Here is a 17,880-nt window from a genome sequence, read left to right on the forward strand (position 1 = left end):
TCCCGCATTGATAGCGTGAATTGACACAGGAGAAAATTATGAAACGTACATTCATCATGGTCTTGGATTCCTTTGGTATCGGTGCGAGTGCAGATGCAGAAAGATTTGGTGACAAAGGGTCTAACACTTTAGGGCATATTGCAGAACAGTGCGCTCGTGGTGAAGCTGATATCGGTCGTCAGGGATTGTTGAAGTTACCGAATCTGAGCCGTTTGGGACTAGGAAAAGCAACGGAAGAATCCAGTGGAACTTTCCCGGTTGGTTTGGATAAAGATGCCGAAATTATCGGTGCCTATGGTTATGCGAGTGAACTTTCTTCTGGTAAAGACACGCCATCAGGTCATTGGGAAATTGCCGGCGTTCCGGTTTTATTCGACTGGGGTTATTTTAACGAGTTAGAAAACAGTTTCCCGCAGGAGTTATTGGATAAATTGGTTGAACGTGCCAATCTGCCGGGTTATCTGGGTAACTGCCACTCTTCCGGTACTGTTATTCTGGATAAGCTGGGAGAAGAGCACATGAAAACGGGTAAACCGATTTTCTATACCTCAGCGGATTCCGTTTTCCAGATTGCTTGTCACGAAGAAACATTCGGTCTGGATAAACTGTATGAATTATGTGAAATCGCCCGTGAAGAGCTCACTGATGGCGGTTATAACATTGGTCGTGTAATTGCCCGTCCGTTTGTCGGCGATAAAGCGGGTAACTTCCAGCGTACCGGAAACCGCCATGATTTGGCTGTTGAGCCACCAGCGCCAACTGTACTGAAAAAACTGGTTGATGAGAAACAGGGTGAAGTGGTTTCCATTGGTAAAATTGCTGATATTTACGCGAATGTCGGTATCACTAAAAAAGTGAAAGCGACGGGAATTGATGCACTGTTTGATGCTTCATTGGTAGAGATGGAGCAAGCCGGTGACAATACGATTGTATTCACCAACTTTGTTGATTTTGACTCATCTTACGGTCATCGCCGTGATGTAGCCGGTTATGCTGCTGCGCTGGAACTGTTCGATCGCCGTTTGCCGGAAATGCTGAAGATGGTGAAAGAAGATGACATTCTGATCCTGACGGCTGACCACGGTTGTGATCCAACCTGGCCGGGTACGGATCATACCCGTGAGCATATACCTGTACTGGTTTATGGGCCAAAGGTAAAACCGGGCTCATTAGGGCATCGTGAAACCTTTGCTGACATTGGTCAGACAGTGGCGAAATATTTCGACCTGACACCAATGGATTACGGCAAAGTGATGTTCTGATTTTCCGGGGGAGCCGTTGGCTTCCCCGATCGCTAATATTTTTTTAATACCCATACCCTATGGATTTTGAGCGGCATCGCGGCGGCAAGTGAGTGAATCTCCGGAGCATAGGTAGCTATGTGACCGGGAGGAGCGAGCACAGCCACCAAAAAGGCAGCCCGAAAGACAACGGGTATAATAAAAACAAGGAATAGATTTATGGCCACCCCACATATTAATGCTGAGATGGGCGATTTTGCTGATGTTGTTTTAATGCCAGGCGATCCACTGCGTGCAAAATACATTGCAGAAACTTTTCTGGAAGATGTGCGTCAGGTTAACGATGTGCGCGGTATGCTCGGCTTCACTGGTACTTATAAAGGCCGCCGCATTTCAGTTATGGGGCACGGTATGGGCATTCCATCCTGTTCCATTTATGCCAAAGAATTGATCACCGAATTTGGTGTCAAAAAGATTATCCGTATTGGCTCCTGTGGTGCCGTAAGCGAAGATGTTAAAATTCGTGACGTAGTGATTGGCATGGGTGCTTGTACTGACTCTAAAGTCAACCGTCTGCGTTTTAAAGATCATGATTTTGCAGCAATCGCTGACTTTGATTTGATCCGTAATGCGGTTGATGCAGCTAAAGCGAAAAATATCAATGCGCGCGTTGGTAACATTTTCTCTGCGGATCTGTTCTATACTCCAGACCCACAAATGTTCGATGTCATGGAAAAATACGGCATTCTGGGCGTTGAAATGGAAGCGGCTGGCATTTACGGTGTTGCGGCTGAATTTGGTGCAAAAGCACTAGCAATTTGTACTGTTTCTGACCATATTCGTACAGGTGAACAGACTACCGCTGAAGAGCGTCAGACTACTTTCAATGACATGATTGAAATCGCTCTTGAATCTATTTTGTTAGGTGACAATTAAAAATAATGTAATTTAATTGCTTTATTAAAATAAAAGCCCTTCTCTATAATGAGAAGGGCTTTTTTATTATCCAGTATAATATGTTTTTCAGATGGTTTTATTAAGAATTAATCTCATTTATTTGTTTGTCTGTTTTCATTTTATCAATCGCTGATTTTATTATGAAAATAATAAATGAATATTTTTAACAAAAAACACCCATTCAACTAAAGTAATAATTTAATATTATAATTAGCGTGTTAATTTTCTAAAATAGATGAATATTTTGCTTATATTTTGTCTTCTCCTTTTGTTTTGATATTAAAATCTAATTTTTATCATTATCTCAGTTTAATTGAGTATTTTTTTATTTTAAAAAAGACAAAATCGCTCAATAAAGATGCGCAAACTAAGATTCTAAACTATTCGTCTTTGTGAGATGCAATTCAGGAAAATAATCTAAATTTACATGTTTATCAGTAAAATATATTGCTGTCTATGCGTGGTTTTTGGTAAAAACTCATATCCGATACGCAGTTAGGGATCATTGCCAGTTTTATCCGCTGAAATTTGACTTAGGGTGCTTTGTATAGAATCATAATATCGATTTCATTTAGTTGAACAGTTAAGCAGTCTGTCAAAAAACTAAATAGCAATTATCCTAAAAGCCAGAAATTAATTTCTGGGTTTAGGACATTCCTTGAATATAAATCCCTACTTTTTAATTAAAAGGTATAAATTCGATTATGAAACTGAATAAATTGGCAATGGTTTTAGGTCTTGGTGTCGCTTTAACTGCAGGCGCTGCAAATGCAGGTGGAAGTGATATCAACTTGAATGATCGTGGTGTTGTTCACTTCCAAGGTACTATTATTAATCCGACTTGTTCAATTAAAAATCCCCATATTGATGTTAATTTTGGCGAAATTCGGACTTCTAAGTTTAAATCCAACAAAGATGGTCAATCCGAACGTATACCTTTTGATATTATTTTAGATAAATGTTCTGATATTACAGGAAAGAAAATTACCACCACGTTCACTGGCGATAAAGCCGATGCTGACGGCTACCTTTTGGCTATCAAAGGTAAAGCTAAAGGCGTAGGCATCGAAATTGGTGACTTAAATGACGGTGAGAACGGAAGAATGGTTCGTTTAGGCACTGCTACAACTGGTGTAGATGCAGTTGATAACCGTCTGAGTTTCGATGCGAATCTGAAAGTTCTCCCTGGTCAGACTGTAACAACAGGTGATTTCTATGCATTCGCACACTTTACTTTAAACTACCTGTAATAGTGAAAACTAAAGGCTAGTTTTTAATTGCTGAATGTCAGGAAGCCCATGTCATTTTGATTTTTATTTGGGTTTCCTGACATCATTATTCAGCCTATTTCAAACATGCACTGTGTCTAATAACGGTGTTTAAAACTGATAAGAAAGCGATTTAAGTGGCTTGAGAATTGAAAATCTTCTTTAGAGTTAATTGAAGTTGATGTTTTCTCAGTTACCTATATTCGGAAAATCACACATTCTGCCATACATACGGATTTGGCACTATCAGGCAGTAATTAAATTCAAATTGAATTATTAACGATTCATTGCTTAGAGGATGTTATGGCTTGGTTTATAGCTTCTATGAATCATGATTTTTCGTCTGTTAATAAAGAAACACGCAGTAATAGAAAAAGAATCTTTAATAAAAACCACGTGCTTAATAAACAAAGAATAGCTAATGAAATAAATACAAAACCTTCGAAGCCCGGTATTAAGCTACTTTCTGCCCTGATACTATTTTCTCTGTCCGGTATCCAGTTTGCTTATTCTAAGCCTATTGAATTCAATACTGATGCGCTGGATATTAATGAACGCTCCAATATTGATTTGGAGAAGTTTTCCCGTGCAGGTTATATCATGCCGGGGAACTATATGATGGCAGTTCGGGTGAATCAGTCTGAATTGCAGGATATGTATCCTATTGACTTCCTCGTGCCGGATAATGATCCGCAAGGCAGTGAAGCCTGTATTTCCCCCGAATTAGTGAAAAGAATCGGCCTGCAATCAAAATGGGCCGATAAATTAGTCTGGCAGAATAATGAAAAATGCCTTGATCTGAATAGCCTGCCGGGGACCTTGGTTAAAGGGGATTTAGCTACTTATACCCTGTATTTAGTTGTTCCTAAAATCTATCTGGAATATGAATCACCGAACTGGGATCCTCCTTCCCGCTGGGATGAAGGTGTCCCCGGATTGTTATTTGATTACAACATTTATGCACAGGCAACTAAACCAGATCATGGTAATGCGCGCCAGCAAATCAGTGCAAATGGTACGACTGGTATTAATGCCGGCGCGTGGCGCTTCCGTGCAAACTGGCAGAGCAGATACGATCACACTAATACCGAGAAGAACGGTTCGGATGATACAAATCGCTCCAGTTCCAGAAAACGCAGTTGGGATTGGACCCGTTACTACGCGTATCGCGCCCTTCCTACTATGGAAGCTAAGCTGACACTGGGAGAGAGTTACCTTAATTCCAATATTTTCGATAGCTTCCGTTACACCGGGATTAGTCTGGTAACAGATGAAAATATGTTGCCGCCTAATTTACGCGGCTATGCCGCAGAGGTTACAGGTGTTGCGAGAACTAATGCCAAAGTCACTATCAGCCAGATGGGAAGAGTGCTGTATGAAACTCAGGTTTCCGCAGGCCCATTCCGTATTCAGGATCTCAGTGATGCCGTAGCAGGAACACTGGATGTCAGAATTGAAGAGCAGGATGGTGGAGTCCAGCAATTTCAGGTCAATACGGCAACTGTTCCTTTCCTAACGCGCCCCGGACGTGTGCAGTACAAATTTATTGGCGGACAATCCACGAATGAAAAACATCGTCGCGAAGGGCCGGCTTTTGGTTTGGGAGAATTTTCCTGGGGGATCAATAACGGTTGGTCATTGTATGGCGGGCTTTTGGCTGCGGGTGACTATGACGCCTTATCGCTGGGGATAGGACGTGATTTGCTGATGTTTGGGGCATTGGCGTTTGATGTAACAGGTTCAAGAGCAAAATTACCGGGTGAGAACAAAACGTTGACGGGGGGATCTTATCGCCTCAGTTACTCGAAGCGTTTTGAAGAGTACAACAGTCAGCTGACATTCGCCGGATATCGCTTCTCTGAACGTGATTTCATGAGTATGGGGCAATATATTGACCGTCGTTACCGTTCCCGAAATATATCCTCTGATAGTGGAAAAGAACTCTATACCGTTAATTTAAATAAACAATTTAATGAATTAGGGTTCAGCACCACTTTCAGCTATAGCCACCAGACCTACTGGAATAAGCCAACGAATAACCGCTATGACCTCTCTTTATCTAAGCATCTGGATATAGACCGTTATAAAGGTATCTATGTCAATTTATCCGCTTATCGTAACAATTTTGACAATAAAAAAGATGATGGTCTGTATCTGAGTCTTTCCATTCCTTGGGGAGAAACAGGAACTGTCAGTTATAACGGATTAGTCAATCGTCAGGGTAATGGTCATACCGTCGGTTATTTCAATCGAATTGATGATCGTAATAACTATCGTATTTCAACAGGTGTGAATACACGTGGAAGGGCAACAGTAGACGGTTATTACACCCATTATGGTGATGAAGCACTGGTGACCGCCAGCGCCAGCCATCAATCCGATAGTAATACTAGCGCGACCCTGGGTTTACAGGGCGGGATCACTGCAACGGGCAAAGGAGTCGCTTTACACCGTACGAATATAGCTGGTGCAACCCGCCTGATGGTAGATACCGAAGGTGTACGGAATGTGCCTGTCCAGACTTACGGCTCTTCAATTCACTCCAATTACTTTGGCAAAGCTGTACTGGCTGATGTGAACAGCTATCACCGTAATACCGCAAATATTGACTTGGATAAATTGCCGGATGACGTGGAAGCAATGCGTTCGGTTCAGTTGGCGACATTAACCGAAGGTGCCATTGGATATCGTAAATTCCAGGTGATATCCGGGATTAAAGCCATGACAGTGATCCGTTTGCCTGATGGTTCGTTCCCGCCTTTTGGTGCATCTGTTATGAACGCCAGCCAACGGGAAATTGGCATGATGAGTGATGATGGATATGCCTACCTGAGTGGAATGAAAAAGGGTGAGAAATTGCAGATTCATTGGGATGGACATGCTCAGTGTGAGGTGACTGTACCAGATAATATCTCATCAGAGTATTCAACCGCATTTTTGCTGCCTTGCCAGTTTTTAAATGTAAATGATAAGTAAAAAGCAATAAAAAAAACCATGAAATAGGTTTTTAATGAAGTATTACATTAATTTTTAATGCGGTAATGCCGATATTAATTGATCGCAGTAATACAAATATACGTTTTTAAAGCATGAGCTAATGACACTATGAAACTGAAAAAAATTCTAATGATAGCTGCCGTGACGGTAACAAGTTTAATGTCAGTGCATCAGGCAACGGCGGCGATAGCATTAGATCGTACCCGGGCTATTTTTAATGGGAATGAAAAATCTGTCAGCTTGAATATTGAGAATCAACACCCTGATTTGCCTTATTTAGCACAGGCATGGATTGAAGATGAGCAGGGAAATAAAATCAACAGCCCACTTGTTGTTGTTCCGCCTGTTCAGCGTATTGAAGCCGGGATGAAGAGCCAGATTAAGATTCAGACTCTACCCGCGATAGCGCAATTACCTCTGGATAGAGAAAGCCTGTTCTATTTCAACGTCCGTGAAATTCCACCACGCAGTGAAAAATCAAATGTTCTGCAACTCGCGATACAGACGAAAATTAAATTGTTCTACCGCCCGGAAGCGGTTATCGCACGTCGTGTGGATCTGGAAAACCCGTGGCAGGAAAAACTGACGTTAACCCGTCAGGGAAACCAGTATGTGCTGAATAACCCAACGCCGTATTACGTCACGATTGCAGAAGGCCAGAGTCAAGTTAAAGGCAAGCCGGTCGAGGGGTTCAAACCATTCATGCTGGCACCTAAAAGCAGTGAAACACTGGGCGGAACAGCCAGCGCTTTCGGTAGTAACCCTATCTTGACTTATGTCAATGACTATGGCGGACACCCGCAGTTAGTTTTTAGTTGTAGTGGCAATAACTGTACGGTGACAAAGATTCTCGATGAAGAGGGCTGATTAGATTTGGTGAATCACAAAACAGACTTCACCCAATCATAATGAATTTTAGGATAAAGAATAATGAATTCGTTAAATATAAAGTTCTCTGAATGTGCGCGGAAATTATTAGTACTGCCGGCCTTATTCCTGTTGGGAATGAGCAGCCTGCAAGGTGCTTATGCGCAAGATAACCTTCGTCAAAATGTCAGAATTACGATGACTGTACTGGCGCCTTCCTGTGTGATTAAACCGGAAGATAAAGCGATGGAAGTGGATTTTGGCAGCATTACCAGCCGGGATCTTTATTTATATCAGCGCACGCCAAGTCAGCCATTCCGTCTGCACTTGGAAGAGTGTGACCCCAAAGTCGCGCAGAAAGTGAATATCAAGTTTGTCGGGCAAGAGAGTAAAGAACAGCCGGGATTATTAGCGTTCAGTCACGGCAGCAATGCTTCTGGTGCGGCTATTGGTATGGAAAAACTGGATGGTACACCACTTCCTTTTAATAAAACGGCTCAGTTCTCACTTGCTGGCACGAACAGTAGTCATGTCATTCCGTTTCAGGCCTATGTCAAAGCCGATCCTAAAGCACTTTTGCAAAACAAAATTGGTGTAGGAGAGTTCAATGCGATGGCAACTTTTGAGCTTAGTTATGAATAGCTACGCCAGCCTTTTGAGTGGCTTCCATGATATTCGGGCCAAGCTTGGGGCTATTTAGGGAAATAAATTATGCGTCATATTACAAAATCACTAATGAAGTTTTCTGCATCATTATTTTTCTTAACTGCTTCATATTCTTATGGTGGAGCTTATGTTATGCCCGTGAATACCACGACATCGGGTAAACAAACCATTACGACAATGGAACTGATTGAATGGACGGAAGAAGAGGGAATTGAGAACCCTTGTTATAACAAGCCGCAATGTTATGTTGGCCCGGATGTCCAGTATAACAATGGTAAACAACCGGGCATGTATGGTTCCTGTATTGATGCAAAGGTGTGTTTGACTGATGCCCATAAATACCGGACAACCGCAGATGTCATGCGGGCTTATAAAAGCCAGCTTGGAATTCCTAAGCGGGTCACATTCCCGATTATTACTGCGAATGCACAGTGTGTCGGCTTGTTTTATACCAACCAGATATCATCCGGTTATGGTACAGCACAAAAATTTCCTAATTCAACCTGCAATAAATTACCGCCTGCAAACCAGAGTTGTGAACTTATTGTTCCCGTTGAAATTGCTTATGGCGAATTAAAAGCTTCTGACGTTAATAACGCAACCCGTTCTATTAATGGCCAGTTTAGCTGTGCACTTTATAGCAACAAAATAATGTTACAGGTTAAGTCTATTAATAACGAATCCAAAGTTTATCTCGATGCTAATAAGCAAATTTATTCAGCATTACAGATTGACGGAAAGAATGCAGCAGATGGAGTGAATGTCACTGCTGAGGGAAAATATATACCTTCCACTTTCACTCTGACTTCAACACTGCACACATTAATACAACCGAAAGCCGGTAAATATGAAGGTACAGCAGTTGTCTTACTAACCTATTTATAATGAGGGTAAAGATACTATGCGAGTCAGTATGCTGGTAGGTAAACGGATCCAAATGAAGCGAAAAGAGCTTGGGATAACAGCAGCAGAGCTGGCGGACAGAATCGGCGTCAGTCACCAGCAGTTATCACGTTATGAACGGGGAACGAATCGAATTAGTCTGGAACATTTGGTTGTTGTCTCTATTACTCTGAAAACACCTGCAAGCTGGTTTCTGGAAGATTGTTTTATTAAACCCGCACCTCAAATGAAAAACCAACATACCTGTGTGGCTGAAACAATATTAGATTTATCTTGAATAAAAAGTATTAATTAGGAAGGTGTGATTAAATTTATAGAAAAGCCATCTCAAATTAGAGGTGGCTTTTTTCTTGATTCGGAAACTTAAAGCTTAGATTAATTTTTATCTTAATGTTATACGCTCCCAATTACCCCTCATAAAAGCTTGATGAGTTGTTATTTTTTGAGAACAAAATAAATTCTATTTATCGTTATTTTGTTGTTCAATTGCCATTAGGTATACGGCATTTAAAACTTTATTTTTCATGGTATTACAGCTAGAAGCAATCACCGCCGGGATATTCCCTTTAAATCCTAATCAACGTATCCATAGCGTACTGATCCAATTTATAACCGTTATTTTGGTTGAGTTTTTTTATCAATATTGAAGCACTTATCGTCACTGTTACTTTTTATCTTCATGCAAGGAAAAAGCACTATGAGTAAATTGCACCTTACTGATCCCGAAAGAGATGGCCATTACCGTGACATCACGCGATCTAACGGCTATCTACAAAACATGGCTGAGCGTTACGATAATTTAGTTTCAGATGGCACCATGGATATGATCGGTAGAGTATTTCACCGAATACCTTGTAAGCATGTTTCTGTCAGCTATAACCCTACTTGTGCTGATAGCACACAAGTACGTGAAGTTTTGCATTTAGGCTCTTATAACTACTCTGGACTCAATGGTCATCAAAAGATTATCGAATCCAGTATTAATGCAACTCATCAATACGGAACCACATCAAGCGGTGTACGCCTTCTTAATGGTACTAGCGATTTGCATCTTGAAATGGAAAAACGGCTGGCCAAATTCCTTGATGTGGAAGATGTTATTACTTTCAGTTCGGGGTTTTCTGCGAATCTCGCCGCTCTCTCCACGCTATGTCGTGAAGGTGACATCGTTTTCAGTGACATGCTTAACCATCAATCTATCGTTGATGGTCTGAAACTGAGTGGCGCAACGATCCGGATCTACCAGCATGTTTCTCTGAAAAGTCTTGAAAACAGGCTTCTTCAATCTCCATTTCAGGCACGTAAATTTATTATTACTGACGGTGTTTTTAGTATGGATGGTGATTTGGCACCCTTACCTGGGATCGTCGAACTAGCCCGGAAATATAATGCGTTTGTCATTGTTGATGATGCTCATGGCACCGGACATATTGGCCCGAATGGTCGGGGAGTTTGTGCTCATTTTGGTATAACGGATCAGATTGATGTTATTACCGGTAGTTTGAGTAAAGGCTTGCCCGGCATTGGCGGATTCATTGCGACCAACAAGAAAACAGGAAACATTATTCGTATTGCTGCAAATCCTTATATTTACTCCGCTTCATTGCCTCCGGCTGTACTTGCTTCGATCATCAGTGCCATCGATATTCTTGAGAGCTCACCTCAGTTGACTCTGGAGTTGCAAGCCAAAGGTCAGTATTTCCGCCAAAAATTACGTGATGCGGGATTTAACATACTCAACAGCGAAACGGCCATTGTGCCGTTGATTACGGGGGATGAACGTTGTTGTTTCGCCATGGCTCGTATGCTTCATGAGAAAGGCATATACGTTAATCCTGTGACTTATCCTGCGGTAAGTAAGACACGAGCACGTATCCGGATTAATTTGAGCGCAAACCTGAACGACGAAGAGTTGGACTATAGCATTCGTACTTTAATCCAGATTGGTCAGCAACTGGCTTTGATATAAAAAACAGCTCCCTTACTGATTGGATAACCAACTTTGGGGGAGCTGTTTTTTACTCGCTTAAATTACTTGGTAATTTTTGCGTGCATTTCCTGTACGGAAATGACCTGTTCAGTCGGGTCAGCACTGAGCGCCATGGTGGTTGCGAAACCGCCATTCAGGGTGGTGTCATAATGCACTTTATATTGCAGTGCGCTGCGACGAAGTAGTTTAGAATCTTCAATCGCCTGACGGCCTGCGGTGGTATTGACGATGTAGTCATATTCACCGTTTTTGATTCTGTCCTGAATGTGCGGGCGACCTTCATGCACTTTGTTTACCAGACGTGGGTTAATTCCTGCTTCACCCAGAACAACCGCAGTACCATGAGTTGCATCCAGTTCGAAGCCCTGCTTAACTAACTGAGCTGCCAAATCAACAACACGTTCTTTATCGCCTTCACGTACCGACAGCAGTGCGCGGCCTTTTTTACCCATGATGGAGTTACTGCCCAGCATTGCTTTGGAGAAAGCTTCAGCAAAGGTACGGCCAACACCCATGACTTCACCGGTAGAGCGCATTTCTGGCCCCAGAATCGGGTCAACTCCCGGGAATTTATTGAATGGCAATACGACTTCTTTCACGGAATAGTAAGGTGGGATGATTTCCTTGGTTACACCCTGTGATTGTAAGGATTGCCCAGCCATTACGCGCGCAGCGACTTTCGCCAGCGGCATGCCCGTTGCTTTGGAAACGAATGGCACTGTACGTGCTGCTCGTGGGTTCACTTCGATCAGATAGACTTCGTTGTTTTTCACAGCAAACTGAACGTTCATCAAACCACGGACACGTAATTCAAAGGCCAGTTTCTCAACCTGATTACGCATCACATCCTGAATTTCCTTGCTCAAGGTATAGGCAGGCAAGGAGCAGGCTGAGTCACCAGAGTGAACACCCGCTTGTTCAATATGTTCCATGATCCCGCCGATCAGGACGCGTTCGCCGTCACAGATAGCATCCACATCAACTTCGACAGCATCATCAAGGAAACGATCCAGCAGAACCGGCGCATCGTTAGAAACACTGACTGCGGTTTGGAAATAACGACGCAGGTCAGTTTCATCGTAGACGATTTCCATTGCCCGGCCACCCAGTACATAGGAAGGGCGAACCACCAGTGGATAACCGAGGTTGTTACCTTTTTCAATCGCCTGTTCGATGGTTGTCACAGTGGCATTTGCCGGCTGTTTCAGGCCAAGACGGTTTACTGCTTGCTGGAAACGTTCACGGTCTTCTGCACGGTCAATGGCATCCGGGCTGGTACCGATAATTGGCACACCGGCTGCTTCCAGTTCGCGCGCCAGTTTCAGCGGAGTCTGGCCGCCGTACTGTACGATCACGCCTTTTGGCTGTTCAACGCGGACAATTTCCAGTACGTCTTCCAGTGTTACCGGCTCAAAATAAAGGCGGTCGGAGGTGTCGTAATCTGTTGAAACTGTTTCAGGGTTACAGTTAACCATGATGGTTTCGTAACCGTCTTCGCGCAGCGCCAGAGCAGCGTGTACGCAGCAATAATCGAATTCGATGCCTTGCCCGATGCGGTTCGGGCCGCCACCCAATACCATGATTTTTGGCTTATCATTGTTTGGGTTAGCTTCGCACTCATCTTCATAAGTGGAGTACATGTAAGCCGTATCAGTTGAAAACTCAGCCGCACAGGTATCCACACGTTTGTAAACTGGATACAGACCATAATCATGGCGCAGTTTACGGATCTCTTTTTCGGATACGCCAGCCAGTTTTGCAAGACGTGCATCAGCAAAACCTTTACGTTTCAACTGACGCAGGAAGCCGGAAGTCAGGCCGTTGATGCCTTGCTCTGCAACCATATCTTCCAGACGAACCAACTCTTCAATCTGTACCAGAAACCAGCGATCAATGTTGGTCAGGTTGAAGATACCATCAACGGACATACCCGCACGGAAAGCATCGGCAACGAACCAGATACGCTCAGCGCCAGCATCTTTCAGTTCGCTACGGATTTTGGTCAGTGATTGTGCGTCATCCAGATTAACTTTCGGGTCGAAACCTGTTGCGCCGACTTCCAGACCGCGCAATGCTTTTTGCAGAGATTCCTGGAAAGTGCGACCAATCGCCATGACTTCACCAACGGACTTCATCTGAGTGGTCAGACGGTCATTACTGCCGGCAAATTTTTCGAAGTTGAAACGAGGAATTTTAGTGACGACATAGTCAATCGATGGTTCGAAAGAAGCAGGAGTGAGACCACCGGTGATATCATTCATCAGCTCGTCAAGGGTGTAACCAACCGCCAGTTTTGCAGCGATTTTTGCAATAGGGAAGCCAGTGGCTTTGGAAGCCAGAGCGGATGAACGGGAGACTCGCGGGTTCATCTCAATGACAATCAGGCGACCATTTTTAGGGTTCACTGCAAACTGTACGTTTGAACCACCAGTCTCTACACCAATTTCACGCAGTACTGCCATCGAGGCATTACGCATGATTTGATATTCTTTATCCGTCAGAGTCTGGGCTGGGGCGACAGTGATGGAGTCACCGGTATGGATACCCATCGGGTCAAAGTTTTCAATGGAGCAGACGATAATGCAGTTGTCATTTTTATCACGGACAACTTCCATTTCATACTCTTTCCAACCAATCAGTGATTCATCGATCAGCAATTCATTCGTTGGAGAAAGGTCCAGACCGCGTTCGCAGATCTCTTCAAACTCTTCGCGGTTATAAGCGATACCACCGCCTGTTCCACCCATGGTGAAAGAAGGGCGGATGATACAAGGGAAGCCTACGTCTTCAGCGACTGCCAATGCTTCTTCCATAGTATGAGCGATGCCGGAACGTGCAGTATCCAGACCGATTTTCTTCATCGCTTTGTCAAAACGCTGGCGATCTTCTGCTTTATCAATGGCATCAGCGGTTGCACCAATCATGGTGACGCCGAATTCCTGCAATACACCCTGACGTTCCAGTTCCAGTGCGCAGTTGAGTGCTGTTTGCCCGCCCATTGTTGGCAGGACGGCATCCGGACGTTCTTTCTCAATGATTTTGCGTACGACTTCCCAGTGAATCGGCTCGATATAAGTTGCATCAGCCATTTCCGGGTCAGTCATGATGGTTGCCGGGTTGGAGTTCACCAGTATGACACGGTAACCTTCTTCTCTCAGCGCTTTACAGGCCTGCGCACCTGAGTAGTCAAATTCACATGCCTGACCGATAACAATCGGACCTGCACCCAAGATCAGGATACTTTTAATATCAGTACGTTTTGCCATTTTCCTTTTTCTCCTGATTATTTGGTGTTCTGAGCGTTTTGCTGACGATGCTGTTCAATCAATTCAATAAAGTGGTCGAACAGAGAAGCGGCTTCATGCGGGCCAGGGCTGGCTTCAGGGTGCCCTTGAAAACTGAATGCAGGTTTGTCAGTACGGTGAATACCTTGCAGTGTGCCGTCAAAGAGTGATTTATGGGTTACGCGCAGGTTTGCTGGTAATGAACTTTCATCAACGGCAAATCCGTGGTTTTGTGCAGTAATCATCACGACATTGCGATCTAAATCTTTTACAGGATGGTTGCCACCGTGGTGACCAAACTTCATTTTGACCGTTTTTGCGCCACTTGCCAGAGCTAGTAACTGATGCCCCAGACAGATACCAAATACAGGGATTTCAGTATCCAGGAAGGTTTTAATTGCTTCGATGGCATAGTCACAAGGTTCTGGGTCACCGGGACCATTGGACAGGAAGATCCCATCTGGTGCCATTTTCAGCACTTCATCCGCAGGCGTCTGGGCTGGTACGACAGTCACGCGGCAGCCACGATCCACCAGCATACGCAGGATATTACGTTTTACACCAAAATCATAAGCGACAATGTGGTATGGCAATTCTTGTTCTTTACGGGCTTCCGGCAGCTCTTCTGCCAGTGTCCAGCTTCCCTGTAACCACTGATAAGACTGTGCTGTGGTGACTTCTTTCGCCAAATCCATACCTTTCAGGCCGGGAAATGCCTTTGCTTTTTCCAGCGCAACTTGAACATCCGCTTCATTACCCGCAATGATACAGCCGTTTTGCGCCCCTTTTTCGCGCAACAGTCGGGTCAGTTTACGTGTATCAATATCAGCAATCGCAACAATGTTATGATTTTTCAGATAATCAGACAGATTATTTTCACTACGATAGTTGCTGGTGATGAGTGGTAAATCGCGGATTACTAAGCCTTGGGCCTGAATGGCGGGAGATTCTTCATCAGCACTATTAATGCCGACATTTCCAATATGAGGATAGGTGAGAGTAACAATTTGGCGGGAATAGGAAGGGTCGGTAAGTATTTCTTGATATCCGGTCATTGAGGTATTGAAGACCACTTCACCAACCGCCACACCTTCTGCACCTATGGCGCGACCGTGAAATTGGGTCCCATCTTCTAGAACCAATATAGCTGACTTAATCAAAACGCCCTCCGGGAATGAATAACAAATCGCACTCAATGCATATTAACTCGGAATTAATCCTTTAAATCAATGCCAATCATGTTCTTTGTCGAAATTTTGGCAAATTGCGCGCATTCTAATGATGAGAACGGGGCTTGTCTACAAAAAATCCCTTTTTTATTGGTTTTTTTGCGAGGCTCAATCCAACATTGTTGAAATATGCCTGAAAATTATAAGTAAAGTGCGATTATATGCTCGATTAATGTGAAATTAAATTTTAAAACTGAAAAAAACGTGTGATTTTCAGTACCTATGGGAGAAAAGATGATAAAAATGACAATTTGCGGTGTAAAAGTATGAGTAATTGACGATGAATGTTATATTCGCTATTTAAATATGTAATTACGCATTCATTGGAAAATAATTGCGTAATTACATTAAGTTATGAATTCAATAAATCATAAATTTTAGAGGTTAAGGACATCTTTCATGTCATAAAGGCCACTGTTTTTATTGGTTATCCAGGTTGCGGCTTTAACAGCACCATTTGCGAAAGTCATCCGGCTTGAAGCTTTATGGGTTATCTCGACTCGCTCCCCAATATCAGCAAAAATAGCAGTGTGTTCTCCGACAATATCACCGGCTCTTATGGTGGCAAAACCAATACTTTTCGGGTCTCGTTCGCCCGTATGGCCTTCCCGGGCATAGACTGCACATGTTTTCAGGTCACGGCCTAATGTGTGAGCAATAGATTCCCCCATTGCCAGCGCGGTTCCTGAGGGCGCATCCACTTTATGGCGATGGTGAGCTTCAATAATTTCAATGTCTGTATGCTCCCCCATTACTGTTGCCGCTTTCTCCAACAGTTTCAGGACAAGGTTGACACCAACACTGAAATTCGCAGCAAAAACAATCGGAATATCACGGGAAGCATCATTAATAGCTTGTTTGCCTGCGTCATCAAACCCGGTTGTACCAATGATCACCGCTTTGCGGTGTTGGTGACAAATGGCGAGATAGGTCAGTGTGCCTTCCGGGAGGGTAAAGTCGATCAAAACGTCAAAGTCATCAATAACAGAGTGGAGGTTATCATGGATCGTAATATCGTTCGTACCAATACCAGCCAATTCTCCGGCATCCGCTCCCACTAATGAAGAACCTGAACGTACCAGAGCAGCTCCCAGTGTAACGCCATCCGCCTGCTGAACGGCCTGAATGAGATTACGCCCCATACGGCCACTGGCCCCTACGATAGCAATGCGAATATCTGTATCAGCCATAAGGCCCCCGCTATAGTGAATATCAATTTTTAATTGAGGTGATAAAGTAAATTGCCTACAGCTTAACTGGCAATAGCGGGCTGTGCCAGACTTAGAGGGATGCCATTAGGAAAACAGAGATCAGACGGGTAGTTATAAAAAATGCTAAAGATGGGTTACTCTTCGGCCTCAGGTAATTCGTAATGATAATGATGAGGTTCTTTGGCGACTTTTTTATCTTGGATATTCTCCTGTCGGAGTCTTTCAGCAAGGAACTCTATAAATACACTAAGCTTCGGGGATAAATACCGTGTTGGAGGATAAAGAACCCATAATTCACCAGTATAATTAGCCTTAAAATTCCAGTCAGACAGTACCTGAACCAGTCGCCCCTGCTGTAAAGCATGTCTGGCAGTAAAATAAGGTAAACTACTAATACCGATGTGTTTCAGTGCTGCATCAAGCCTTACACCGGTATGATTAGCTGCGTAACGCCCCTGAATATTGACAGTGACAGTTTTGCTACCCTGACTGAACTTCCAGCGTGAATCTCCCGGTTCTTCACCAAGATAGATACAGCTATGGGTTTTCAGATCATGGGGGTGTTGTGGTATCCCGTGTTCTGCAAGGTATTCCGGTGTGGCGCATAACATATGCCAAATCTTCAGTAATCGTCGCCCCATCAGGCCCAGAGGGGGCTGATCCGTGATCCGTATGGCGAGATCAACTTCATCATCTATTAAATCAACATACCTGTCATCAAGCCGCAAACTGACATCGACTTTAGGGTAACGGGTAAGAAAAGCCGGTATATGAGGATGAACGACAAAACGCCCTACAGCTTTAGGCACACTTACCCGGACTATACCTAGCGGTTCACCGCTAAAGTTTCCTGATACAGACATGACGGCCTGAGCTGAATTCATGATGTCCAGACAATGTTCATAAACCTGTTTCCCACTCTCGCTTAAACGAAGTTTACGTGTTGTTCTTTGTAGCAGGCGGGTTCCGAGCGCTTTTTCTAGTCTGGCTACAGAACGGCTAATAGCAGAAGGCGTAGCTGCTAACTGACGGGCAGTTTCAGAGAAACTACCTGTTTCAACCACTTTGGCGAAAATAGCCATTTCCCGCATCAGGGTTATCGTGTTATTTGTGCTCATAGGTCAAAAGTTATTTGGTTTTTGGATGGATTATCGCTACTGAGTTTATTTAACCTCAGCTTCGCTTAAAAATAGCGATCTCATTATCCCGTAGATTCAAGCTCGGTTTTTTAGGTTGGAATGTATAAGCAATAAGGCCAGCAGCAACT

At 43.6% G+C, this 17,880-nt stretch carries 13 protein-coding genes and 1 pseudogene; 9 read left to right on the forward strand and 5 right to left on the reverse strand.

The window, feature by feature from the left end:
- Positions 1–38: 38 nt before the first annotated feature.
- The 9 genes from deoB to Xsto_RS11895 all read left to right on the forward strand — a co-directional run bounded on the left by deoB (position 39) and on the right by Xsto_RS11895 (position 10,868).
- Positions 39–1,262: a phosphopentomutase gene (deoB, locus tag Xsto_RS11855; protein WP_099125180.1), complete on the forward strand. Its 1,224-nt coding sequence runs from the start codon at positions 39–41 to the stop codon at positions 1,260–1,262.
- A 198-nt stretch (positions 1,263–1,460) separates the two neighbouring features.
- Positions 1,461–2,177, forward strand: coding sequence for a purine-nucleoside phosphorylase (deoD, locus tag Xsto_RS11860; RefSeq protein ID WP_099108838.1), 717 nt, complete (start codon positions 1,461–1,463; stop codon positions 2,175–2,177).
- A gap of 725 nt (positions 2,178–2,902) precedes the next feature.
- Positions 2,903–3,448: a fimbrial protein gene (locus tag Xsto_RS11865; protein WP_099125181.1), complete on the forward strand. Its 546-nt coding sequence runs from the start codon at positions 2,903–2,905 to the stop codon at positions 3,446–3,448.
- Positions 3,449–3,769: 321 nt separating this feature from the next.
- Positions 3,770–6,442 carry an outer membrane usher protein gene (locus Xsto_RS11870; RefSeq protein ID WP_244590388.1) on the forward strand — a complete coding sequence of 891 codons (2,673 nt, stop codon included), beginning with the start codon at positions 3,770–3,772 and terminating at the stop codon, positions 6,440–6,442.
- Positions 6,443–6,571: 129 nt separating this feature from the next.
- Positions 6,572–7,330 carry a fimbria/pilus periplasmic chaperone gene (locus tag Xsto_RS11875; protein WP_099125183.1) on the forward strand — a complete coding sequence of 253 codons (759 nt, stop codon included), beginning with the start codon at positions 6,572–6,574 and terminating at the stop codon, positions 7,328–7,330.
- A gap of 63 nt (positions 7,331–7,393) precedes the next feature.
- Positions 7,394–7,972: a fimbrial protein gene (locus tag Xsto_RS11880; RefSeq protein ID WP_099125184.1), complete on the forward strand. Its 579-nt coding sequence runs from the start codon at positions 7,394–7,396 to the stop codon at positions 7,970–7,972.
- Between the two features lie 69 nt (positions 7,973–8,041).
- Complete coding sequence (locus Xsto_RS11885; protein WP_099125185.1) at positions 8,042–8,881, forward strand: MrpH family fimbial adhesin; 840 nt, start codon at positions 8,042–8,044, stop codon at positions 8,879–8,881.
- Positions 8,882–8,897: 16 nt separating this feature from the next.
- A complete protein-coding gene (locus Xsto_RS11890; RefSeq protein ID WP_099125186.1) occupies positions 8,898–9,176 on the forward strand; it encodes a helix-turn-helix domain-containing protein in 279 nt (92 codons plus the stop codon).
- 420 nt (positions 9,177–9,596) lie between these two features.
- The gene (locus tag Xsto_RS11895; RefSeq protein WP_169926635.1) at positions 9,597–10,868 is read left to right on the forward strand and encodes an aminotransferase class I/II-fold pyridoxal phosphate-dependent enzyme; all 1,272 of its coding nucleotides are present in this window, start codon (positions 9,597–9,599) and stop codon (positions 10,866–10,868) included.
- Between the two features lie 62 nt (positions 10,869–10,930).
- On the opposite strand, the gene carB is transcribed toward Xsto_RS11895, so the two are convergent.
- From carB to Xsto_RS22865, 5 genes and pseudogenes are all read right to left on the reverse strand, one after another.
- Positions 10,931–14,155 (reverse strand): carbamoyl-phosphate synthase large subunit, encoded by a 3,225-nt coding sequence (gene carB, locus Xsto_RS11900; protein WP_099125188.1) that lies wholly within the window; start codon positions 14,153–14,155, stop codon positions 10,931–10,933.
- A 17-nt stretch (positions 14,156–14,172) separates the two neighbouring features.
- Positions 14,173–15,333, reverse strand: a complete 1,161-nt coding sequence (gene carA / locus Xsto_RS11905) for a glutamine-hydrolyzing carbamoyl-phosphate synthase small subunit (RefSeq protein ID WP_099108824.1) — start codon at positions 15,331–15,333, stop codon at positions 14,173–14,175.
- Between the two features lie 446 nt (positions 15,334–15,779).
- A complete protein-coding gene (dapB, locus tag Xsto_RS11910; protein ID WP_099125189.1) occupies positions 15,780–16,592 on the reverse strand; it encodes a 4-hydroxy-tetrahydrodipicolinate reductase in 813 nt (270 codons plus the stop codon).
- A 155-nt stretch (positions 16,593–16,747) separates the two neighbouring features.
- Positions 16,748–17,731, reverse strand: a complete 984-nt coding sequence (locus tag Xsto_RS11915; protein ID WP_099108822.1) for a LysR family transcriptional regulator — start codon at positions 17,729–17,731, stop codon at positions 16,748–16,750.
- Positions 17,732–17,786: 55 nt separating this feature from the next.
- Positions 17,787–17,880: pseudogene (locus Xsto_RS22865) on the reverse strand (IS982 family transposase); the annotation flags it as partial.

It is taken from the genome of Xenorhabdus stockiae, assembly GCF_002632825.1.
Taxonomy (GTDB): Bacteria; Pseudomonadota; Gammaproteobacteria; order Enterobacterales; family Enterobacteriaceae; genus Xenorhabdus; species Xenorhabdus stockiae.